General features: G+C 41.7%; 16 protein-coding genes. 13 read left to right on the forward strand and 3 right to left on the reverse strand.

Annotated features, from left to right (window positions below; genetic code table 11):
* Positions 1-13: 13 nt before the first annotated feature.
* The 10 genes from FHG64_RS16740 to lpdA all read left to right on the forward strand — a co-directional run bounded on the left by FHG64_RS16740 (position 14) and on the right by lpdA (position 13164).
* Entirely contained in the window at positions 14-472 is a 459-nt protein-coding gene (locus FHG64_RS16740) for an Lrp/AsnC family transcriptional regulator (RefSeq protein ID WP_139067465.1), read from the forward strand.
* Between the two features lie 429 nt (positions 473-901).
* Positions 902-2317, forward strand: coding sequence for an aspartate aminotransferase family protein (locus FHG64_RS16745; protein WP_246054163.1), 1416 nt, complete (start codon positions 902-904; stop codon positions 2315-2317).
* A gap of 112 nt (positions 2318-2429) precedes the next feature.
* Positions 2430-3365 (forward strand): carbon-nitrogen hydrolase family protein, encoded by a 936-nt coding sequence (locus FHG64_RS16750; protein WP_139067466.1) that lies wholly within the window; start codon positions 2430-2432, stop codon positions 3363-3365.
* Between the two features lie 49 nt (positions 3366-3414).
* Positions 3415-3780, forward strand: coding sequence for a VOC family protein (locus FHG64_RS16755; RefSeq protein ID WP_246054165.1), 366 nt, complete (start codon positions 3415-3417; stop codon positions 3778-3780).
* A 3-nt stretch (positions 3781-3783) separates the two neighbouring features.
* Positions 3784-6528 carry an aminotransferase class I/II-fold pyridoxal phosphate-dependent enzyme gene (locus FHG64_RS16760; protein WP_139067468.1) on the forward strand — a complete coding sequence of 915 codons (2745 nt, stop codon included), beginning with the start codon at positions 3784-3786 and terminating at the stop codon, positions 6526-6528.
* 12 nt (positions 6529-6540) lie between these two features.
* A complete protein-coding gene (locus tag FHG64_RS16765) occupies positions 6541-8394 on the forward strand; it encodes a biotin carboxylase (RefSeq protein ID WP_246054167.1) in 1854 nt (617 codons plus the stop codon).
* A 108-nt stretch (positions 8395-8502) separates the two neighbouring features.
* Complete coding sequence (locus FHG64_RS16770) at positions 8503-9762, forward strand: C45 family autoproteolytic acyltransferase/hydolase (RefSeq protein WP_139067469.1); 1260 nt, start codon at positions 8503-8505, stop codon at positions 9760-9762.
* A gap of 87 nt (positions 9763-9849) precedes the next feature.
* Positions 9850-11205, forward strand: a complete 1356-nt coding sequence (locus FHG64_RS16775) for an NAD-dependent succinate-semialdehyde dehydrogenase (RefSeq protein ID WP_139067470.1) — start codon at positions 9850-9852, stop codon at positions 11203-11205.
* Positions 11206-11415: 210 nt separating this feature from the next.
* Positions 11416-11634: a hypothetical protein gene (locus tag FHG64_RS16780; RefSeq protein WP_139067471.1), complete on the forward strand. Its 219-nt coding sequence runs from the start codon at positions 11416-11418 to the stop codon at positions 11632-11634.
* A 123-nt stretch (positions 11635-11757) separates the two neighbouring features.
* The gene (lpdA, locus tag FHG64_RS16785) at positions 11758-13164 is read left to right on the forward strand and encodes a dihydrolipoyl dehydrogenase (RefSeq protein ID WP_139067472.1); all 1407 of its coding nucleotides are present in this window, start codon (positions 11758-11760) and stop codon (positions 13162-13164) included.
* Between the two features lie 2261 nt (positions 13165-15425).
* On the opposite strand, the gene FHG64_RS16790 is transcribed toward lpdA, so the two are convergent.
* Both FHG64_RS16790 and FHG64_RS16795 read right to left on the reverse strand, forming a co-directional pair.
* Positions 15426-16262 (reverse strand): aldose 1-epimerase family protein, encoded by an 837-nt coding sequence (locus tag FHG64_RS16790; protein WP_317133573.1) that lies wholly within the window; start codon positions 16260-16262, stop codon positions 15426-15428.
* 4 nt (positions 16263-16266) lie between these two features.
* Positions 16267-17613: a DEAD/DEAH box helicase gene (locus FHG64_RS16795; protein WP_139067473.1), complete on the reverse strand. Its 1347-nt coding sequence runs from the start codon at positions 17611-17613 to the stop codon at positions 16267-16269.
* 219 nt (positions 17614-17832) lie between these two features.
* Between FHG64_RS16795 and FHG64_RS16800 the strand changes: the two genes are divergently transcribed.
* Positions 17833-18900, forward strand: coding sequence for an IS110 family RNA-guided transposase (locus FHG64_RS16800; RefSeq protein WP_139065601.1), 1068 nt, complete (start codon positions 17833-17835; stop codon positions 18898-18900).
* Between the two features lie 1279 nt (positions 18901-20179).
* Here the strand turns inward: FHG64_RS16800 and FHG64_RS16805 are convergent.
* Positions 20180-21496 (reverse strand): IS110 family RNA-guided transposase, encoded by a 1317-nt coding sequence (locus FHG64_RS16805; protein WP_139067171.1) that lies wholly within the window; start codon positions 21494-21496, stop codon positions 20180-20182.
* 568 nt (positions 21497-22064) lie between these two features.
* Here FHG64_RS16805 and FHG64_RS16810 point away from each other — a divergent pair.
* The gene (locus tag FHG64_RS16810; protein ID WP_139067474.1) at positions 22065-22601 is read left to right on the forward strand and encodes an NADPH-dependent FMN reductase; all 537 of its coding nucleotides are present in this window, start codon (positions 22065-22067) and stop codon (positions 22599-22601) included.
* Positions 22602-24011, forward strand: coding sequence for an aminodeoxychorismate synthase component I (gene pabB / locus FHG64_RS16815; RefSeq protein WP_246054169.1), 1410 nt, complete (start codon positions 22602-22604; stop codon positions 24009-24011).
* Positions 24012-24061: the final 50 nt, after the last annotated feature.

The following is a 24061-nucleotide window of genomic DNA, read 5'->3' on the forward strand; positions in this document are numbered from 1 at the left end:
ATTTTTCTAAATAATGAAACTGGATGCGATAGATTTAAAGATCCTGCAGCAACTTCAGCAGGATAGTAAGATCACGAATAAGGAGCTTTCCGTAAAGTTAAACCTATCTGTCACGGCGATCTATGAACGCATAAAGCGGCTGGAACGAAATAGGGTGGTATCAAAATATGTAGCCCTGGTAAACCCTGAAAAAGTAGAAAAATCCTTTACCGTTTTATGCCAGATAAAACTGCTTCAACATACGAAAGCTTATATGATCAAATTCGAGGCAGAGGTAGCCAGGTTGCCGGAGGTGCTGGAATGCTATCACGTAAGCGGGGAGTATGATTATAATCTTAAGGTCATGGTGAAGGATATGGAAGCCTACCGGGAGTTTATGGTAACTAAACTTACTACCCTGGAGCATATAGGAAGCACGCAGAGTACTTTTATTATTAGTTCGGTTAAAAATACTACGGTCCTGCCGCTTTAGAACAATTTCTGCTTATTCCATTTATCTCAATGATTAGAGACAGATTTTTTTTATTCCCATTCCTGTGGGAAGACCGGCAACTGTATCTGTCAACCGCCTTATAAGTTTACCATTTTTCTTCCATCTTTTATCAACCGGGTTATAGCTTGATAATTTACTTTTTAGCCGGAGTTATATAAGGGTATTGGAATCAATTTGATTTGGTTGATATATCTTCTTTCCTTTTTAATAAAACTACCCAGTTTGCTTTTCTGGATTAGGAATTCAGTTTCCCTAACATTTGATTTATAAAAGTTTCACCCCATCTTTTTATGTAAGAGGCTGAAAATTAACATATTGTTTAAAAAGCTTAAAATCAGTGTAATGTGCCTTTATCAGCTGTTTAGAATATATGTAAAAGTTTGAAAATCAATAAAATTCAAAAAAAACATGTATCTTAAAAGGGGACATTTAAAGAAATCCCGTGCTGTAATTCCCACACACGGCGAAAATGTCATTCTCAACTATCAATTTATTTATTCAACTAATATTTATATGACTGAACAGCAGACACAAGCACAGGGACTTCTAAACAGGAGAAAAAATGCTGTCGCCAACGGCGTAGGAGTTTTTAACACAGCCACTGTAAAAGAGGCAAAAGGAGCAATAATAACAGATGTAGATGGAAGGGAACTTATTGACTTTGCCGGCGGTATTGGTGTGGTCAACGCCGGCCATTGCCCGGAACCTGTAGTAGAAGCCATTAGGGAGCAGGCTGGAAAATACCTGCATACAAGTTTTAATGTGGTTACTTACGAACCTTACATACAGTTATGTGAGGAACTGGCAGAGATCCTGCCTCACGGTGAAAAAACCAAGGCAATGCTAATAAGTACAGGTGCTGAAGCTGTTGAAAATGCAGTAAAGATCGCGCGCCAGGCTACGAAGCGGCCGGCAGTTCTTTGTTATACTGAAGCTTATCACGGCCGTACGTTGTTGGGAATGAGCCTTACCAGTAAAGTAAATTATAAATTCTTTTCGGGCCCTTTTGCGCCTGAAGTATATAGAATTCCTTTTCCAAATTTTTATAAATATCACGGCACCCGGGATATGGATGAATTTGTGGAGACGGAGCTCACGAGGTTACATGAGAGCGCCCACAGTATGGTAGATATTAACAGTGTTGCTGCTATAATTATCGAACCTATACAGGGCGAGGGAGGATTTAATCCTGTCCCGCAAAAATACCTCGAGGGTTTACGGTCTTTTTGTGATGAACACGGGGTGTTGCTGATTTTTGACGAAATCCAAAGCGGATTTTGCCGCACGGGGCATTGGGCAAGCTGGCAGCACTATAATGTGCAGCCGGACCTGAGCACCTACGCCAAATCTTTGGGTTCCGGTCTTCCAATCGCGGCAGTAGTTGGGCGTGCTGAAATCATGGATGCAGCCGGACCCGGTACAATTGGCGGAACCTATATTGGAAGTCCAATATGTTGTGTGGCAGCATCGGCTACTATAAAATTTATGAAAGACCATAATCTTAATGAACGTGCTTTACATATAGGAAAGATAATTACCGATAGAATCGAAAACCTTCAGAAGGAAATACCTGAAATAGGTGATGTACGGGGAATAGGTGCAATGATCGGGATCGAATTCGTAAAGGACAATGACCCGGGAAAACCTCATAGTGAACTTTGTGATAAAATAGTAAAAGGCTGCTCTGCAGAGGGTCTTATCCTTCTAAGCGCCGGAACGTTTAAAAATGTTATAAGGATCCTTTCACCACTTGTAATTACAGATGAGGAACTTAATAAAGGCCTGGATATCCTGGAAAACCAGATAAGAAAAAACCTGAAGTAAGATTAAAAATTAGAAGGATTAACCTGGAAAATAAAATAGAAAAGAAATAAGACGCATCAAGTGGCCTCTGAATAACAACTTGAATTTATAATAAATCACTAAAACAGAATAAATGAATCCATTTGCAATTGCAGGAATACAAATGAAGGTATCTGCCGTCGCTTCTAATGTAGAAATGATGAAGCTTAAACTCGATATCACTATGAGCCTATATCCCTGGGTGGAAATGGTGGTTTTTAGTGAATTATGCGGTTATGGTCCCCTCACTCATACAGCCCAGGAGATTCCCGGGGAATTTGAAAGGGAGATGCAGGCGATGGCCAAAAAACACCATATATGGTTGTTACCGGGTTCTATTTTTGAAAAGAGTCATGGAAAAATATACAATACAGCAACTGTAATAAACCCGGATGGGGAAATTGTAACCCGTTACAGGAAAATGTTTCCGTTTTATCCCTACGAGGTAGGAGTGACGCCGGGATCCCAGTTTTGTGTATTTGATGTACCCGGGGTAGCAAAATTTGGATTATCCATTTGCTATGATATGTGGTTTCCGGAAACAGTGCGCACCCTGGCAGTAATGGGAGCAGAAGTAATACTGCACCCCACTATGACCGGTACAATTGACAGAGAAATAGAATTGTCCATAGTAAGAGCAATGGCTGCGGTGAACCAGTGCTATTTCTTTGACGTTAACGGGCTGGAATCAGGTGGGAATGGCAGGTCCCTTGTTTGCGGGCCAGATGGCAGGGTAATCTACCAGGCAGAGGGCAATGAAGAAATTTTTCCATTGGAGCTCAATATTAGCCGGGTGAGAAGAAGCAGGGAGCTGGGAGTACTGCGCCTTGGCCAGCCATTAAAAAGTTTCAGGGATCATATAGGGCAGTTTAATATATACCAGGCAGGGACCCAGTTACCTTATCTACATTCCCTGGGGCCACTCATTAAACCATCCCGGGTAGATAAACTTGCAAAGTTAAAAATGCAGGAAAATGAATACGAACCACCTTCTAATCCCACAGGATACAAAGGGTTTAATGAACTATAAAAAATAAAAAGACATGGGCGGAGGATCACTAAAAAAAGCTAAAAAAACTTTGAAAAGCTATGTAAGCTGGTTTGAAATTCCTGCAGTTAACTTCCAGCAGGCAGTAGATTTTTACAATAATATCTATGACATAGAGATGGAGACAAATTTCGATGGCCAGTACGCAATGGCATATTTTCCAGCAGGCAAAGGTGTTGGCGGTGCAATAGTTGCCGGCCCGGGTTCCACCCCCAGTGACACAGGTCCCTTGCTTTACCTTAATGGAGGTGATAACTTAGAGAAGATACTAAGCAAAATAGAAACTGCAGGAGGAAGAATAATCATGCCTAAAACCCATATAAGTGAAGAAGCCGGGTACTTCGCAATTTTTATAGATTCTGAAGGAAACAAACTAGCCCTACACTCAAAAAAATAATATATGCCAGCAACGAAAACCATTAGTGCTCACCATTATAATATTGCCCAGTTAAGGGTAGAATCCTGGAACAACCTGAAAAGCGAATCTACGAAGCTTGAGAATTCCAACAGGGGAACTGCAGATGAAAAAAAACATAAAGACAATCTTCGAAAGTCGCTGCAGGAGATCCAGGGGGTAGAATCCTATTTTGCCTATCCAGGCCTGGGCAGGGTCAATGCACTGAAGGAAATGCTGGACAGGCAGGAGCATACAGCCCTAACCAACAAAATTGCTGAAATTACAAAGTACCTGGTTAGTGACCGTTATAGAAGCAGCCCGGATCATGAGGATGAGGACTTTGGAATTGAGGCAGGAGAAAAAGGTGAAATTGCAGACGGAAATAAAAGAAATTATTTTGAGGTCCTGTTTCTGGAAGATATTTCCCCTAAAGAGGAAGTAAAACTAAGGAATGATCTTAGGGATTTGAGGACAGCCGGAGATCAATTCAGTTACGGGGTAGTGGTGCAGCGTTGTTTTCAGGATGCGATGATCGCATTGTTGTTTAATCCCAACATTCAGGCAGTGGTAGTGAGATATGCACCTCCCTATCATTCTAAAAAGATCACTCTTCTTATTAAACCATTTATACAGAATGTGCTTAAGCTTGACCTGTCCAAGGTTCCGCAAGCAGAACTGGGCCCCCTATTTGGTACCCTGATTAGAAAATTCCGCCCGGAACTGGATACATATTACGTAACAGATACTTCTCTGGGAAATCTAAAGGATAATACCCTTAAAAGTTTCAGGCGTATATTTTACAGGGCAGAGGATCTACAGGAGTTGCACCTTACAATTTTAAGGGGTATAAGTGAACGCTATGAAACTCCATTTTTTTCAGCTCTAAAAGAGTATAGTAAGAAGCCCACGGGTATATTCCATGCTATGCCTATTTCGCGAGGAAATTCAGTTTTTAAATCCAGGTGGATCAATGATTTTGGAAATTTCTACGGTCGTAATATGTTCCTGGCAGAGACATCCTCTACCACCGGGGGATTGGATTCGCTCCTTCAGCCAAAAGGTTCCTTGAAAAAGGCACAGGAAAGAGCAAGTGATGCTTATGGCTCAAGAAATACTTTCTTTGTGACCAATGGAACTTCTACAGCCAATAAGATCGTTGTACAGGCACTGGTTAGGCCTGGAGATGTGATCCTCATAGACCGGGACTGTCATAAATCACATCACTATGGATTGGTACTTTCGGGGGCATATCCTGTTTATCTGGATTCTTATCCTATAGAGAAATATTCAATGTATGGTGCGGTTCCACTGGAACAAATTAAAGAAAAACTTCTTCGTCTTAAGAAAGCGGGAAGGCTGGAGCTTGTAAAAATGCTTTTGCTCACCAATTGTACTTTTGATGGTCTGGTCTACAATGTGGAAAAAGTGATGGAGGAGATCCTCGCAATAAAACCAGATATGATCTTTTTATGGGATGAGGCCTGGTTCGCATTTGCCGGTTTTACTTACAATTACAAGCAGCGTACGGGAATGTATGTGGCCCAAAAACTCTATGGCAAGTATAAGAGCAACAGTTACCGGGAACAATATGCAAATCACCTTAAGGAATTAAAAGATGGTGAGCTTCCCAGGATGCCAAATCCAGATGAGGTGCGTATCAGGGTTTATTCCACCCAAAGCACACATAAGACTTTAAGCAGTTTTCGGCAGGGTTCTATGATCCATATTTGGGATGAGGATTTTCGCAGGAAAACAGAGAATACCTTTATGGAAGCATACATGACCCACACTTCCACTTCCCCTAATTACCAAATGCTCGCTTCCCTGGATGTGGGAAGACGGCAGGTACAATTTGAAGGATATGAATTGGTGGAAAAAAGCATAGAACTGGCCATGGTTCTAAGGGCCAAGATCAATGACCACCCCCGGCTTAATAAGTATTTTGATGTCCTTACAGTGAGTGATTTCATTCCCGGGGAATACAGGGAGTCCGGATTAACTGAATATTACAGTCCTGCAGAAGGCTGGAACAGGATGGAAACTGCCTGGGAAAAGGATGAATTCGTCCTGGATCCCACGAAGATCACCTTGCATATAGGACGTACAGGGGTAGATGGTGATACCTTCAAGAATAAATATTTAATGGATAAATTTAATATCCAGATAAACAAAACTTCCAGAAATACGGTCCTGTTCATGACCAATATTGGAACAACCCGCGGTAGTGTTACTTATCTCACCAATGCATTGCTGAAAATTGCAGATGAGCTGGACCAGGAATTTAAACCCCTAAGCCAAAAGGAAAATAAGATACGCCAGGACAGGATACATTCACTCACTAAGGATTATCCACCGTTACCAGATTTTAGTTATTTCCACGAATCTTTTCAGGCAGTACCGGGGGTGCCTGGAGGAAATATACGGGAAGCTTTTTTCCTGGCTTACAATGAGGAAAATTATGAATATATACCGCTTGGGGAATGCCTGCCCTCTATGGAAGAAGGCCGTACCCTGGTAGCTTCAGCTTTTATAATTCCTTACCCTCCGGGATTTCCGGTCCTTGTACCGGGACAGGTAGTGAGCGAGGAGATCATTCACTTCCTTACCGCATTGGATGTATCAGAAATTCACGGATACAGGCCGGATCTGGGACTTCGAATCTTTAGGGAAAAAGTATTAAATAGGCAAAAAACCGTTACTTCCATGGGAGCGATGGGAGGTGCCGGGAAGAAAAAATTAACTAACTAAAAACCAATTATTATGGCTAAGAAAAAAGAAACCACTTCTAAGGCAAAATCAAAATCTGTTAAAGACAAGATTTCTTCAGATAAAAGCAACAAATCGAATAGTGGAAAAGAAAAAAAAGCTTCGGTAGCCAAAGGTGAAAAAGCAAAAACCGATACTACGTTGAATTCAGAAGAATTCCAACAAACGGTTGCTTCGGGTTCACCGAAGAAAAAGGAGAATAAACCGGCACCGGTGAAACCTTCTTCTGCTAAGGATAAAAAGCAAACACCCAGTAGAACAAAATCGGCTAAGAAACCACCGGCTAAGGGAAACAAAAAAACAGAAAAGACCGCTAAGCCCCGGGGAGAAGTGGTTCTTAAACATGATAAGACTATAACTCCTTTGAACCAGGAAAGGAAAATACCTAAGAAAGGAGATATCGAGCTGGATGGGGTGTCAGATATTAGAAGGGCTTTTCACAAAAATGAGGAACCATTATATTTTATAAGCGCTACCAATTTCAATTTATTGGGAGCCGATGAATGGATCAAGGGCTTTAAATTTATTTGTTACATCGAATGTTTTGACGGATTACATCCAAATGTTTTCTCTCCCAAACAGGAAATTCCACATGATGATTTTGAAGGAATAGAAGACATTAATAATTATTTATTGCAACACCCGGAGGTGCAGGATTATATTAAAACAAGATCTGTGGACGGCAGGGCGGGGAAGGCTATGTTCCTGATGTTCAATGAAAAAACAGAAGAACTTGCTGAGAAATTAGGGCTGGAGATCATGTTCCCCAAAGCAGAAATGCGAACTTTCCTTGACAATAAGGTCAATACTAACAGGATAGCTGAAAGAGCAGGAGTAGCCTGTGTGCCTTATGTGCTATCAAAAGTTGAAGATTATGAGCATTTACGGGAGGTATCCAAAAACCTTGGGAATGAACTGGTTATCCAGACACCCTTTGGGGATTCCGGCCATACCACCTTCTTTATTTCTAACGAAGAAGAATATAATGAGTATGCAGAGGAGATAGAAAAAGAAGAGGAGGTTAAAATAATGAAGCGTATTCGTTGCAGAGGATCTGCAATTGAGGCTTGTGTGACAAGACATGGAACCATTGTGGCTCCTTTGATGACAGAACTTGTAGGTTTTAAAGAACTTACGCCATATGAAGGCGGCTGGTGTGGTAACGAAATCTATCCCAATGCCTTTACTCCTGAACTAAGGCAAAAAGCGATCGAAAATACCCAGCTTTTCGGGAACCAACTCAGGGAAGAAGGTTATAAGGGTTATTTTGAGCTCGATTTTTTAATAGACCAGGACAATGGGGAGATCTACCTTGGGGAGTTGAATCCACGGGTAACGGGAGCGAGTTCCATCACAAACCATGCTGTCTTTGCACTTGCAGATGCACCTTTATTTGTCTTTCATATCCTTGAATGGATGGATATAGAATATGATCTTAATATAGAAGAATTAAACAGTAGATGGGCAAAACAGGAAAACATTGATGGCTGGAGCCAGCTTATTGTTAAGCATACTGAGGATACTGTGGAATATGTGACAGAATCTCCAAAATCTGGTATCTGGAGAATGTATGATACCGGCCATATACAATTTGACAGGATGGACACTCACAGGAGAGCGGTGGAAAATGAGAATGAAGCCTTCTTCCTGAGAATTACCAGGAAAGGAGATTACCTGTATGAAGGAGCAGATATGGGGATACTGGTAACAAGGGGCCGAATGATGACAGATGATTTCAGGCTGAATAACCGTGCAAAGCACTGGATCAAAGCAATTCGCTCCCAGTTTAAATCTGAAATGGTAGAGGATAAAAAGAAACCGAAACTAACGGGAACTTTAACTAAATAGAAAAACATTTAACAGCGACGCAAAAGAAAAACGGGCTACTTTACGACCCGGTAAAATCTAATGCGGTTCATTAACTATTAAAAGCGCTTAGGGAAAAAGAAAAAATATATGCAATTACAATTCAATGCTGTTTTTGAACAGGGGAAACCAGGTGCAAAATGGCTAAAGCTTTATAAAACCCACTGGCCAGCTTACAGAAGCTGGCTTAACTCAAAAGGAACATCTAATTATCCAGACCTGAAAACCTCGCAGGCAGCACTTAAAAAGTACATGCCAGAGATGTGGCCGGTATATCAAAGACTCTGCAAACTTGCAAATACAGATGAGGTGGCCGCACGCTTTCTCACCGGCTGGCAACCGCCTGCCTACATAAGTGCCTGCTCCCAGGCAGTGATAACCGGGAAAGAAATACAACTGGTGCGCAACTATGATTATCATCCCAACCTAATGGAGGGAACCCAATTGTTCTCCTCCTGGAATGGAAAAAAAGTTATAGCTACAGGGGATTGTCTAATTGGTGCGGTGGATGGAATGAACGAAGATGGATTGGCCGTCTCCCTTACATTTGGAGGGAGAAAAGAGGTTGGCGTAGGTTTTGGGATCCCTTTTATAATAAGATATGTCCTGGAGTTTTGCAGCAATGTTGAGGAGGCAGTAAAGGTACTTACACGTATACCTTCACATATGTCTTACAATGTTACGGTGGTTGATCGCAGCGGGGCATTTAAAACTATAGAATTAGCACCAGATAAAGCTCCCCTTGTAACAGATGCCGCATTCACTACAAATCACCAGGGAACTGTGGACTGGCCCGAGAATGCCGCATTTAACCAAACTTTGGAACGCGCAGCATATTTAAAGAAATTACTGGCAGGCAAAGGGGTTAATGCAACAAAAATCGCAGATTCCTTTCTTAAAACCCCTCTTTATAATACTAAATTCACGGAAGGGTTTGGAACGCTTTTTACCTCTGTGTACAGGCCTCTGGACGGTACAGTGGAACTGCGTTGGCGGGATAACTACATGCAGCAGTCATTCGATAATTTCGAGGAACAAAAGATCCTTGTAGATTACAATCAGCCTGCTGTAGCTCCTACTCCCTGGACTTATAAGGAAACTCCGAGACCCGCGGCAAAAGAGGTGACAGTTGAGCTAAAACAAAAGGAATCGGCCAAATTTGATTGGGAAGTAAATGTAACCGAAATCCTTGTCAATTCAATGTCACAGGCCAACCCGGGTGCAGATAAAAAACAACTCGAAAAATTAAAAGGAAAGATCCTTCGTAATGGAGAAGTTTCCTGGGAAGCAGTGGCAAGCTTCTGGACCAATGTGGGTACCGGGTATGGTGCTTCGGGAGGAAACTATTAATAAATAAGAATTTTGAGAAAGAGCCGGGAAAAAACTCTTCCGGCTCTTTATCACTTTTTGTCATCCCTACCTTTAATAAATTTAAATATGGAATTTAAAAGCATCAACCCTTATAACGGCGAGGAGGTTGGAGTGCATAAAGCACTTACCTCCGGGGAATTGGACCAGATTCTTAATAAATCGGCAGAGGCCTTTAACGACTGGTGTGCTAAGCCGCTTCATTATAGATGTGACCTGCTTAGGAAGGCAGGGCAGGTATTAAGGGAAAATGTGGAGGAATATGCTGAAATGATCACTGCTGAAATGGGCAAACCAATTTCTGAATCCAGAGCTGAGGTGAATAAATGCGCATGGGTGTGTGATTATTATGCAGATAATGCCAAAGAATTCCTGAAACCCGAAGAAATAAAAACCGATGCTTCCAGGAGCTTTGTAAGAAATGATCCTATGGGGACTATTTTTGCTATTATGCCCTGGAATTTTCCTTTCTGGCAGGTCTTTCGTTTTGCAGCTCCAACACTTACTGCCGGGAATACCGGGATCTTAAAACACGCCCCTAATGTGTTTGGTTGTGCAAAAAAGATCGAAGAAGTTTTTACAAAAGCCGGATATCCTGAAGGGGTTTTCCAAAACCTGATAGTGCATCACGATCAAACCGAGAAGATCATTGCTCACGATGCAGTTAAGGCAGTAACTTTAACCGGTAGTGAAATGGCAGGATCTGCTGTTGCTCAACTCGCAGGAAAGTACATTAAAAAGAGTTTGCTGGAGCTGGGTGGAAATAATTCCTTCATCGTTTGGGAAGATGCCGATATTGACCTGGCCGTGAAAACAGCTGTTACCGCCCGTATGCTCAATTGCGGGCAAAGTTGTATTGCAGCAAAACGTTTTATTTTGCTTCCGGGGATCTATGATGAATTCGTTGAAAAATTTACAAAAGCCGTGGGTGAATTGAAATCCGGTGATACCCGGAATGATGAGACTCAGGTAGGGCCGTTGGCTAGGAAGGATCTTACAGATCAGCTCCACAATCAGATAAAATCATCTGTTGATCAGGGAGCGAAGATCTTACTGGGTGGAAAGCAGGATAATTGTTATCACGAGCCAACCATCCTGGGAGATGTAAAACCAGGAATGACCGCTTTTGATGAAGAAACCTTCGGGCCACTTGCAGCAATTATTAAAGCAAAAGATATTGATGAAGCCTTCTCTCTTTCAGAAAAATCCAAATACGGACTGGGAACTACGGTTTTCACCCGCGATATTGAAAAGGCACTGGAGTGTGCGGGTAGGGTGAGTGACGGGGCGTACTTTGTGAATGAGTTAGTAAAGTCAGATCCCAGGCTACCTTTTGGAGGTACCGGACGTTCCGGCTATGGCCGTGAATTGGCAAAAGAGGGAATGATGGAATTCATCAATAAAAAGACAGTTTACGTAAGGTAAAGACCGAATATCTCCTAGTGCCGGGGTGATTCAAATTCTGATTTCTTCCGGTTCTTTTTATCGATTTTTTAGCTTTTAAATTTTGAATATATTGTATCTTCTAATCAATAACAATTTAATTCTTTCTTGTCTTATCTAGAGGAACAGAGATCATCAATATACCTGATCTGTTATGAAAAGTTTCGAGAAATAATTTAAAAAGAGAAAATTATGGGAAAGCCAAAAGTCCCTAATTCAAAGGGAGGTACAGACAGACAAAAGAAAAAACCCGGAACACGCTCTGAGGAAGAGCCAATTTCTCCTGAGGCTAATGCCAAGATGGACAAGAAATTTAGATCTGCAGAGGAAATTCCGCTCAAAAAGAAGAAGAAATCGGTTCCAAAAGATTCAACTGCACAACGCGGCAAATTGCCCGACGCTGAGAAATAATTTTCTCAGATCAAATAAAAAATCTACCACGAAAAAATCTTAACTGCCAATAATCTCAATTGTCCATTGAGGAGAATAATTGTACTTTTGTTACTCACGTGAAAAAAAATTAAAAATACACTTATGAGCAAATATGATGTAGCAATAATAGGGTCCGGTCCCGGGGGATACGTGGCCGCTATTCGTTGCGCACAACTGGGAATGAAAACCGCTATCATTGAAAAATATTCTACTCTTGGAGGTACCTGTTTAAACGTGGGATGTATCCCTTCCAAAGCCTTGCTGGACTCGTCACACCATTATGATGATGCGGTAAGACATTTTGAGGAGCACGGGATAGAAATTCCGGGGGAGGTAAAGATCAACCTGGAACAAATGATGAAACGCAAAGCCGCAGTGGTAAGTCAAACCTGCGACGGGGTTAAATTCCTGATGGATAAGAACAAAATTGATGTGTTTCACGGGGTTGGATCTTTTAAAGACGCTACACATATAAATATTGATAAAGCTGAAGGTGGTACAGAGACCATTGAAGCAAAAAATACCATCATCGCTACCGGATCAAAACCTTCAACTCTTCCTTTTATAAAAATAGATAAGGAGCGGATCATTACTTCTACTGAAGCTTTAAAGCTGAAAGAGATCCCGAAGCACATGGTCGTTATCGGTGGGGGCGTTATTGGCCTTGAGCTGGGACAGGTTTACAGTCGTCTTGGAGCAGAGGTTACAGTGGTGGAATATATGGACAGGATCATACCTACAATGGACTCTGTACTGGCAAAGGAGCTTACCAAAGTTCTTAAAAAGCAGGGAATGAAGATCAACGTGAGCCACAAGGTAAAAGCTGTTGAAAGAAAAGGAGATGAGGTTATCATTAAAGCCGATGATAAAAAAGGCAAGGAAGTGGAATTCAAGGCAGACTATTGCCTGGTTTCTGTAGGAAGAAGACCTTTTACAGATGGCTTGAATGCAGATGCTGCCGGAGTAGAGATTGGCGAACGCGGAATGATCACCGTGAACGACCACCTGCAAACCAATGTAAAGAATATTTATGCAATAGGTGACGTGGTAAAAGGTGCCATGCTTGCTCATAAAGCTGAAGAAGAAGGAACTTTTGTTGCTGAAACTATCGCAGGGCAAAAGCCACATATTGATTACAATCTTATTCCCGGCGTGGTTTACACCTGGCCTGAAGTTGCGGCGGTTGGAAAAACTGAAGAGCAACTTAAGGAAGCCGGTGTGGATTATAAGGAAGGGAAATTCCCCATGCGCGCCCTTGGGCGTTCAAGAGCCAGTGGAGATACAGATGGTTTGGTAAAGATATTGACAGATGCCAAGACAGATGAGGTCCTTGGGGTGCATATGATAGGAGCCCGGGTAGCCGATCTTATTGCCGAGGCGGTAACCGCAATGGAATTCCGTGCATCTGCAGAGGATATCTCAAGAATGAGCCACGCCCACCCAACCTATGCTGAAGCTGTGAAGGAAGCGGCACTGGCCGCGACCGGGGACCGGGCATTGCATATTTAATTATATGATGCGGTTCTTTTATAGAGTCTGGATCGCTTCGCTTCTGGAACCTGGACTAAAGGTTAATAAAATATAAATTCAAAAGCCGGGATGAAAATTCCGGCTTTTTTCATAGTCGCTGGTTTTGCTATAGTGCAATTTTGGGTATTGATAGTTTCTTACTCGACCGGAAATTATATCGGCCATGCCTACGGCATTTTATGTAGACAACGCAAAATGTTCCCAGGGTTAAAACCCTGGGCTACGATTTCAGTCATGCCTAACGGCATTCATTTCAAGTGCCAGCGGCACGACCCATTTTGTAGCCCCGGAATTCATTCCGGGGAAAAGCAAGACCCCTTCGTATCAAGTGCCGTAGGTACGACCGATATAATTCGGAGGTGGAATACTTCTCACTCAGCCGCAGATTTATCGGCCATACCTACGGCATTTTATTTTTAATTCAATTCAAGATCCCAGGGTTAAAACCCTGGGCTACGGGATCGGTCATGCCTAACGGCATTTTTTTGAGGTCTCCAAAACCTTTCTACATTTCCGTGTGAAAATCTCTCTTCTCAGAAAAAACAACTCGCTATCCAAAACCAAGTGCCAGCGGCACGACCCATTTTGTAGCCCCGGAATTCATTCCGGGGAAAAGCAAGACCCCTTCGTATCAAGTGCCGTAGGTACGACCGATATAATTCGGAGGTGGAATACTTCTCACTCAGCCGCAGATTTATCGGCCATACCTACGGCATTTTATTTTTAATTCAATTCAAGATCCCAGGGTTAAAACCCTGGGCTACGGGATCGGTCATGCCTAACGGCATTTTTTTGAGGTCCCCAAAACTTTTCTACATTTCCGTGTGAAAATCTCTCTTCTCAGAAAAAACTCGCTATCCAAAACTAAGTGCCAGCGGCACGACCCATTTCGTAGCCCCGGAATTCATTCCGGGGGAAGCTAACACGCCCTCGATATCAAGTGCCGTAGGTACGTCCGATATAATTTGGAGGTGGAATGCTTCTCACTCAGCCGCAGATTTATCAGTCCTACCTACGGCATTTTATTTTTAATTCAATTCAAGATCCCAGGGTTAAAACCCTGGGCTACGGGATCGGTCATGCCTAACGGCATTTTTTTGAGGTCTCCAAAACCTTTCTACATTTCCGTGTGAAAATCTCTCTTCTCAGAAAAAACAACTCGCTATCCAAAACCAAGTGCCAGCGGCACGACCCATTTCGTAGCCCCGGAATTCATTCCGGGGGTGACAAAAAAGCGGTATACAAAGTGCCGTAGGTACGCCCGATATAATTTGGAGGTGGAATGCTTCTCACTCAGCCGCAGATTTATCAGCCATACCTACGGCATTTTATGTAGACAACGCAAAATGTTCCCAGGGTTAAAACCCTGGGCTACGGGATCGGTTATGCCTAACGGCATTTTTTTGAGGTCCCCAAAACTTTTCTACATTTCCGTGTGAAAATCTCTCTTCTCAGAAAAAACAACTCGCTATCCAAAACCAAGTGCCAGCGGCACGACCGATTTCGTAGCCCCGGAATTCATTCCGGGGGAAGCTAACACGCCCTTCGTATCAAGTGCCGTAGGTACGTCCGATATAATTTGGAGGTGGAATACTTCTCACTCAGCCGCAGATTTATCGGCCATACCTACGGCATTTTATTTTTAATTCAATTCAAGATCCCAGGGTTAAAACCCTGGGCTACGGGATCGGTTATGCCTAACGGCATTTGTTTCGAATATTCAATAATTTGTATACATAAATTCCTACTAAAAAAACACCTCATTCAAAGAGTGCCAGCGGCACGACCGATTTCGTAGCCCCGGAATTCATTCCGGGGTATAGATTGTGGGGTAGTATCAAGTGCCGTAGGTACGACCGATATAATTTGGAGTACTAAATCTTTCTTGCTCATCCGGAAATTATATCGGCGGTGTCTAACCGTCTTTTATTGGAATATTTGATAAACTTCTTCCCGGAAGAATGGAATTAGCATGCGTAACGGTACAACCATTTTATTATTCCTGCCCTAAAAATTTTCTGAATTTCGTGGCTTAAATTTTGCTACATTTATAGCATATAACTCTAAATACAGAGAACTCATGCCAAAAGAAAAATCCCCTTCAAAGAATTCAGCAAAGAAAGAACCTGTGCTGAGTTTGAAAGAAAAGCGTGCTGCAAAAGCTGCTAAAAAGAAGACCAGAAGTTAGATACATATTCACTGCTTAAGCTATTCTAATTGAATAGGAAGCATTAAATTCTTCAGAGGGCATTATTTCGATAATGCCTTCTGAAGAATTTAAGCTGTTGGTCTGTACCCTCCACATCTGCCATTCCCAACCAGGGCTCGATACATACATATGGTGCCCCGGGTTTTGCCCAGATCCCAAGATCCTTAAAATCCCGGTAATCTACCGTTAGAACAAGACCCGATTTTTTGCTTTTTAAGGCGACAGATCTTGAAGCTATATTTTGAAAGATAAGCGCATCCTCATCAAAAAGGTGCTTGTGAAGATTAATCACATTATCATTTTGGAGAATGCTTTTTGTACTATTGGAAATAAGGCCCTCTTCATTTAAAACATAGGATTTCAAGTCCATCTTTTTGTCAAATTCCAGGAAGTAGTCTTCATATTCCTCCCCTTCGTATAACGGGGCATTGAATGCGGGATGTCCTCCCAGGGAAAAGTACATAGGTTTTTCATCCAAATTGTGAACGCTGTGCGACACTTTGAGGGTTTTTTCTTCAAGGATGAACTCAATGCTGAACCTGAATTTAAAAGGATATTGTTTTAAGGTTTCTTCAGAATATGTGAGTGCAAAAAGCAAGCTGTTTTCTGTGCTTTCCTGCAACTGAAGGTTTTCATTGTGCCTCACGATCCCATGTTTTGGCATAGGGAATTTCTCGCCTTCGTAAATATATTCTCCATCCTTCAGCACTCCTATAACCGGAAAAAGATTGGGAGCGTGGCTGCTCCAAACTTCAGGATCTGCCTGCCAGATATGTTCTGTATCGGTTTCAAGGTTCTTTAAGCTGCACAATTCAGCTCCCGCATCTTTGACAGCTATGCTTAAAAACTCATTTTGGATCCTGTGCATTTTCCTACTTTTTTCTTCGGCGGTTGGCATTTTTATCTCCTCTCGTTTTTGGCTTCTTATATTTTTTGGCGATCTCTCTACGGTAGGAGCCCCCAAGATTCACCTTTTTGTTTTTCTCGCTTTTTTCATGAAAAGCCGGACCTGGAGCATCTTCGGCATTTTTATTCGGATTATTGATCTCAAATATCTTGGGTTGCTCTTCCGGGATAAGTTCTGTTGAAATAGCTACCTCTTCAGGAAGCTCGTACTGCGGCACCTTCATATTCATAAGGCCCTCGATCCTTTCCAGGTTTTCCTCTTCTTTTTCAGTAGTAAGCAGAAAGGAAACTCCCTGCTTTTCGGCACGGCCTGTTCTTCCAATCCTGTGCATATAATTCTCAGGATATTCCGGGGTGTCAAAATTTATTACGTGAGAAACATTTTCAATATCAAGCCCACGGGCCATTACATCTGTAGCAACCAGAATTCGGCAAAAACCATCACCAAACTGCCTTACACTCCGCAGCCTGTAATTTTGGGTTTTATTGGAATGAATCACGGTCAGTTCTTCAGCAAACTTCTCATTCAGCATCTCAAAAAGGCGGTCGGCCATTCTTTTATAACCCACAAATATCAAAACTTTGCTGTAGGTTTCCTTATCCTCAAGCAAATGCTTAAGGAAATTGACCTTGGTATGAAAGTTTGGAATCTTATATCCTTTTTGTTCAATATTCTCAAGGGGAGTACCACTCATGGCCACAGATATTTTCTCCGGTGCCTTGAAATTAGCATCGATAAGCTCTTCCACGGCTTCTGTCATAGTAGCCGAGAACATGATGCTTTGGCGGTTATCCGGTAATAATTCCAGAATATTATTGATCTGAAACCGGAATCCCAGGTCCAGCATCACATCCACTTCATCTATCACGAGTTTCTGGATGGATTTAAGCTGAATCGCCCTTCTCAAAACCAGATCATATAACCTACCCGGAGTCGCCACCACAATATCCTGCCCCTGCAGCAGATCCTGATGTTGGATGTTGATGTTCACGCCCCCGTAAACAGCAGCGATCCTCACATTCATATAAGCGGTAAGCTTTTCGATCTCCTCTGCCACCTGCACTGCAAGTTCCCGGGTTGGAACAAGCACCAATACGCGCGGATTCTTTTGTTCTGAATACTTATGCATTCTCAAAATTGGAAGCATATATGCGAAGGTCTTCCCGGTACCCGTTTGCGCAATCCCCACCACGTCCTTACCGGACATAATGGAAGAAAACGCCTTCTCCTGGATAGGAGTAGGAGTGTGGAATTTTAGATCTTCCAACGCATTGTATAATGGGGTATTTAGATTGAGGTCCTGAAAAGTCACGGGCTATTGTTTGATTAAAGTGCAAAGGTAGGGATTAGTATTGAGTAGTTGGAATTGAGAATTGAGACTGTTCTCAGTTGTCGGTTGTCAATTGTCTGTTGTCGGTTTGAAAAAAGTGGAGAGTGGAAAGTGGAGAGGTCCTATGTTTGTATAAAAAAGCACAAGTTTCAGAAAAGTAGAGTAATTTAAAGGTGATAACTAACTCTAAAACTGAAACTTATGCAAAAGCAAGTTACAAAATTAGACTATACGGGCAAAGATATTTTTGTGGGCATTGACACTCATAAAAAGAGCTGGAATATTACGACAATGATGGGGCTATTTTCCAAAACCTTTAATGCACCTGCAAGTCCAGAGACTCTCCGGCATTATTTGGACAAGAAATTTCCCGGAGGAAACTATTTTAGTGCCTATGAAGCTGGATTTGCTGGATTTTGGCCTCATTATCAACTTCTTAAATTAGGGATTAATTCTATTGTGGTCAATGCAGCTGATATCCCTACGACCATTAAAGAGAAGGTTCAGAAGACAGATGTAAGGGACAGTAGAAAAATTGCAAAATCCTTGCAGAATAGAGATCTTACTCCCATCTATGTTCCCTCCCAGGAGTGTTTAGATGACAGAAGTCTCTGCAGGTATAGAAATACTGTTGTAAAGGAATTATCCAGAACAAAAAACAGAATAAGATCGTTTATCAATTTAAATGGCCTCAAAGTACCAGAAGATATCCCAGAAGGGAGGTGGCCGAAAAGATTGATAAATTGGTTAAAAGAAATTGACTTGAGTTTGTCTCTACGGCTAACTTTAAATGGATTGCTGGAGGATTATGAGCGACTAGCTGAGAAAAAAAAATGCATTACAAAACAAATAACTGAACTCTCCAGAACCAGCAGATATGAACAAGATGTGAAACTGCTTCGGAGTGTACCAGGAATCGGACTGGTAATAGCTATGGCCTTTTTAACTGAATTAGAGAATATGAATCGGTTTAAAACTTTTGATCAACTTTGCAGTTTTATAGGCTTTGTTCCTTCCACAAAATCCTCTGGAGAAAAAGAAAGTGTTGGCGAAATTACCTCACGAGCTCAGGTTATTTTAAGACCACTTTTAATAGAGGCTTCCTGGATAGCGGTTCAAAAGGATCCTGCATTAGCTTGCAGATATGCCGAATTATGTCACAAAGGTCTAATGCCAAATAAAGCAATCATTAGAATTGCAAAAAAGCTATTAAGAAGAATACGATTTGTTCTAAAGAACAAAGAACTATATAAATTAGAAGTTGTATAATCTCTATAAAATTTCAATCCAATGAGACCGTTCACTTTCCACTGCAGCGATTTTGCGACTGTTATCGGAGAGACTACGGCTCATTATTCTTTAATGCTGAACAAGACACTGCAGCGATAAATCGACTGCTCATAGAAGGCTGTTTTATAGAATTACAACATCCGGGCACCCCAGGTAAGCTATGAAGACCGTGAGTTTTCTTAGCCATACCCGACATTGAATAATTGTAAACCCCTTAACAAGAAGGGGCTCTACTTTTTTCATCGTCATAAACCCTATTGCTGTTGAGTTGCTCTCCAGCAGAGCTCAATTCCTCTTCGGATTTATGACTTAAATTTATGAAATTTTTAGCTTCTGGAACTTGGTTTACAACATAGAAGTGGAAAGTGGAGAGTGGATAGTCTGGACGTGGTCCCCCGATCCCCAGAGGGGAAGTTCAGGAATTCTAATTTAAATGAAAGGCTTTCGATTATTGTTTTAAATACAACAAAAGGGGTCCTTCCCTTTTTTCAAGGGAAGGTGGATTGATTGGCGGGAAAGATAATCTATTTAAAAAAAAATCATCTGCCAATCAAGACGTAAGGGTTCAGAGCGGAGTGGGTATTCATGCGGGTGAATGAATAGCCGCGGGAACTAGGACCTTTTTATCAAGCTTAGGAGGAAATTGTCTTGTCTCTTAATTCTAATTTTAACTCCAAAGCACCTCTCGATACATTTTTCCCTCCGCTATCGCTGCGGTAAAAAACACTCGAGGTGACATTATGGGATTCAAAGCATAATCTACCAGGCCACATTATACATTATACATTTTAGATTATACAGTATACATTTTTTGTCTTGTCTCTTGCCTCTTGATTCTTTTTTTTACTCCAAAGCACCTCTCGATACATTTTTTCCCTCCGCTATCGCTGCGGTAAAAAACACTCGAGGTGACGTTATGGGATTCAAAGCATAATCTACCAGGCCACATTATACATTTTACATTATACAGTATACATTTTTTGTCTTGTCTCTTGATTCCACTTTTAACTCCAAAGCACCTCTCGATACATTTTTTCCCTCCGCTATCGCTGCGGTAAAAAACACTCGAGGTGACGTTATGGGATTCAAAGCATAATCTACCAGGCCACATTATACATTTTACATTATACAGTATACATTTTTTGTCTTGTCTCTTGATTCTTGCCTCTTGATTCCACTTTTAACTCCAAAGCACCTCTCGATACATTTTTTCCCTCTGCTATCGCTGCGGTAAAAAACACTACCATTGACGTATTTTTTAACTAGCTGTATTATAGCTAATTACCATCCCAAGCTCTTTCGCCATTTTTCTTACACTTCTTTCTTTGTTGAGGTTAATTTTCTCTTCATAATCTTTTATTCCTTTTTCTATATAATCTAAACCTCTAACAAATAACTTCCAGTAAAGTTCTGCCAGTTTTCTGGCCATTGCTTTTATAGCGTGGCTCGGTCCCTTTCTGGCTCTTAGTTTTCTGCCGAAGGCACCTAGTGCAATTTTTTTGCTGTTGAGAAGGCTTGTGGCCACTTGTTTGAAGATTAATCCTGCTTTGGGCTGACCTTTTGATTTATGGTTTTTCCTCATTTTGCCGGAGTGGTGCTGTTTTGGAGCAAGGCCAAGCCAGGAAGTAAAATGTTTTTCTGTTGCCCATTTCTTCATATCTGAACCTACCTCGGCAAGGAGTTGCATCCAGGTATAATCTGTTATTCCAGGCAGAACAGTGGCATCCCTATAGTTAAATACACTTAGTAGATAGCGGTCGAGGTTTTTAATCTTGGGTTTGTGATGCCTTATAGGCTTCCTTGTTTTTTTCTTGCCGGGTTTTAGGGATGCATCACCATTCTCTCCGCTCATCTTCTTAAGAACTTCATCCAATTTTTCATCACACCGCACTATTTGTACCTGATAAAAATCATAGCAAGCAACTGCCTGCTCCAGTGCGAATAAACCTGCCTGAGTGTAGTGCCCTTTTAGAGATTTTATTACCAGTTCCCTTTTTGTTTTTAAAATGCTTTTTTCGCATAACTCCACCAGGACTTTCGGGTTTCTTTCTCCTTTGAGAATAGCTCTGATTACCCTCAATCCACTGGCTCCATGTACTTGACTTAAAACTTCTTTTAAGCGGATGTTCATCATGGTGAGGGCTTTTTGCATATGATTTATATGCATTGCCGCACTGCGAATGTGATCTTCCCGAAGGCGTTGATATTCCCGAAGTTCCTGGACAAGATCTTCTGCTACAAAACATCTGCTAAGAAGACCATGGCTATGTAACTGTTGTATCCACTGGCAATCCTTTACATCTGTTTTTCTGCCGGGAACTTGTTTAGTACTTCTCCCATCTACCAACCAGACATCGATTCCTCTGGCCTGTAGAATATCAAAGAGAATAACCCAATAAACTCCAGTGGCTTCCAAAGCAACAGTTTCGATATTATTATCGATCAAATAATCCGCTGCCATTTCCAAATCCTCAGTAAAAGTCTCGAAGCTTTTTACTTCTCTCCCTTCAAGACCTACAAAAATTTTGCGGGCTCCAATATCAATGCCCGCAGCATGGTTGTGAATTTTCTTCATAATAGAAAAAGTTTAAAAACCACATCGGAGAATTCTAAAGCAGTAAGACTACCATGCGGGCATCAATACGAAGTTGAGCACCAAAATCGCTACCATTATTTTCCGAAAACCATACTCGAACACAGGTATAAAACACTATGTGTATATCGGCCAAATTGTGGTTTAAATTCCCTTATAAAAATACAATCCCCTACGTCAATATTCTTCGCTAGATAAAATTTTTTTTATCTCAAATCTCGAGGTGACGTTATGGGATTCAAAGCATAATCTACCAGGCCACATTATACATTTTACATTATACAGTATACATTTTTTGTCTTGTCTCTTGCCTCTTAATTCCTTTTTTACTCCAAAGCACCTCTCGATACATTTTTTCCCTCCGCTCTCGCTTCAGAAAAAAACACTCGAGGTGACGTTATGACGTTATGGGATTCAAAGCATAATCCACCAGGCCACATTTTACATTATACAGTATATATTTTTTGTCTTGTCTCTTGGTTCTTGTCTCTTGCTTCTTGCCCCTTGTTTCCTGTCAAAAAATAGGTAAATTTGAACGAAACCTTGAACTATGAAGAAAATCCTCGCCTTTGCAGGCTCCAACAGCAGTACATCTATAAATCATCAATTGATCACTCACGTAACCGGCAGGATCACTAGTCACGAGGTCAAGGTGCTTCAGCTTCGGAATTTTGAGATTCCAATGTATAGTATTGACCTGGAAAAGGAAAGGGGAATACCAACCGATATTAAGGTGCTGAAGAACCTGATCGATGAGCATGACGCTCTTATTATCTCAGTAAATGAACACAACGGTACTGTATCGGCCTTCTTTAAAAATATTATCGATTGGTTATCCCGTCTTGATCGCAGTTTTCTAACGGGAAAAAGAATTTTGCTTATGAGTACTTCCCCGGGAGCTCGCGGAGCGGCAGCTGCTTTGGAATATTCCAAACATATGTTTCCGCGTTTTGGGGGGAAGGTAATTGAAAGTTTCAGTTTTCCGCAGTTTAAGGATAATCTGCACGAAAATAAGATCCAGAATGAAGTACTGGATATGGGAATTGAAGATGTCTTAACTACCTTTGCACACGAAATTGAAAACTAAGTGCGCACTACCCGGGAATATACTTTAGAAAATCCGAAAAAGTTTAAACAGCAATTGCTAAGCTGGAGCTCCCAGTTCACTGAGGTAGCGTGGCTGGATAGCAATGATTATCCGCGGCAGGAGGCTGCCTTTGATGCTATCCTGGCAGCACAGGCCTTTACCGTACTTAGAACCGATCATTACAATGCCTTCGAAAACCTTAAGGAATACCAGGAAACCACTGCCGACTGGATCTTCGGTTATCTTTCCTATGATCTTAAAAATGACGTGGAAGACTTAAGTTCCTCAAATTTTGATGGCCTGGAATTCCCCGATCTTTATTTTTTCCAACCCACAAAGCTTATTCAGATCATTGGTCAAAAAGCTGTTTTTCATTACCTGAAGATGGTGGATGATGAGATGGAAAGTGATTTTGAGGAAATCGGATTGGTGGAGAGTGGAGAGAGGAGAGAGGATAGTCTGGACGTGGGAAAAGTGGAGAGCGGAGAGTGGAGAGAGGATAGTAGGGACGTGGGAAAAGTGGAGAGAGGAGAGTGGAAAGAGAAAATTTCTCACTCGGGCAAAAAAGCTAAAGCTTTTCCGGGGAATGGGATTACTTCACGTATTTCGAAGGAGCAGTATCTGGAGAAAGTAGGCCGGATGTTATCTCATATCCACAGGGGTGATATATATGAAGCGAATTTTTGCCAGGAATTCTTTGCTGAGAACAGGGTAATTGAGCCGCTGCAGGTGTTCCAAAAACTGAATGATATTTCTGTTTCGCCTTTTGCTGTATATCTTAAATTGGGTGAACATCATCTTCTTTCTGCCTCCCCCGAAAGATATATTAAGAAGAAAGATCAAAAAATTTATTCCCAGCCTATTAAAGGAACTGCTCCCAGGTCTGCAAACGCAGAGGAAGATGAGCAAATTGCCGCAAACCTGGTGAATGATCCCAAGGAACGATCAGAGAACATTATGATCGTGGATCTTGTGCGTAATGACCTTTCCAGGATAGCCCGCCGGGGGACTGTAAGGGTAGAGGAGCTTTGTAAAGTGTACTCCTTTAAGCAGGTACATCAAATGATCTCCACCATCTCTGCAGAAGTGGATGAAGCTATCCCTGCTGTGGAGATCCTAAGAGCAACATTTCCAATGGGAAGTATGACCGGGGCTCCAAAAATATCGGCTATGAAGATCATTGAGGAGCTGGAAGAAACCAAACGCGGACTCTACAGCGGCGCCGTGGGATATTTCAATCCGCAGGGAGATTTTGACTTCAATGTTGTAATACGCAGTATCCTGTATAATTCTGCTAAGAAATACGTGTCTTTTTCTGTTGGAGGAGCGATCACCTCGAAATCCATTCCTGAAAAAGAGTATGAGGAGTGTCTATTAAAAGCCCGCGCTATGCGACAGGTATTGAGTTAGTGGAAAAAGAGTCTGCAAACTGGAGTCTAGAGCCTGGGCCAAAGAGTTTT

The sequence above is a fragment of the Antarcticibacterium flavum genome (assembly GCF_006159205.1).
GTDB classification, from domain to species: Bacteria; Bacteroidota; Bacteroidia; order Flavobacteriales; family Flavobacteriaceae; genus Gillisia; species Gillisia flava.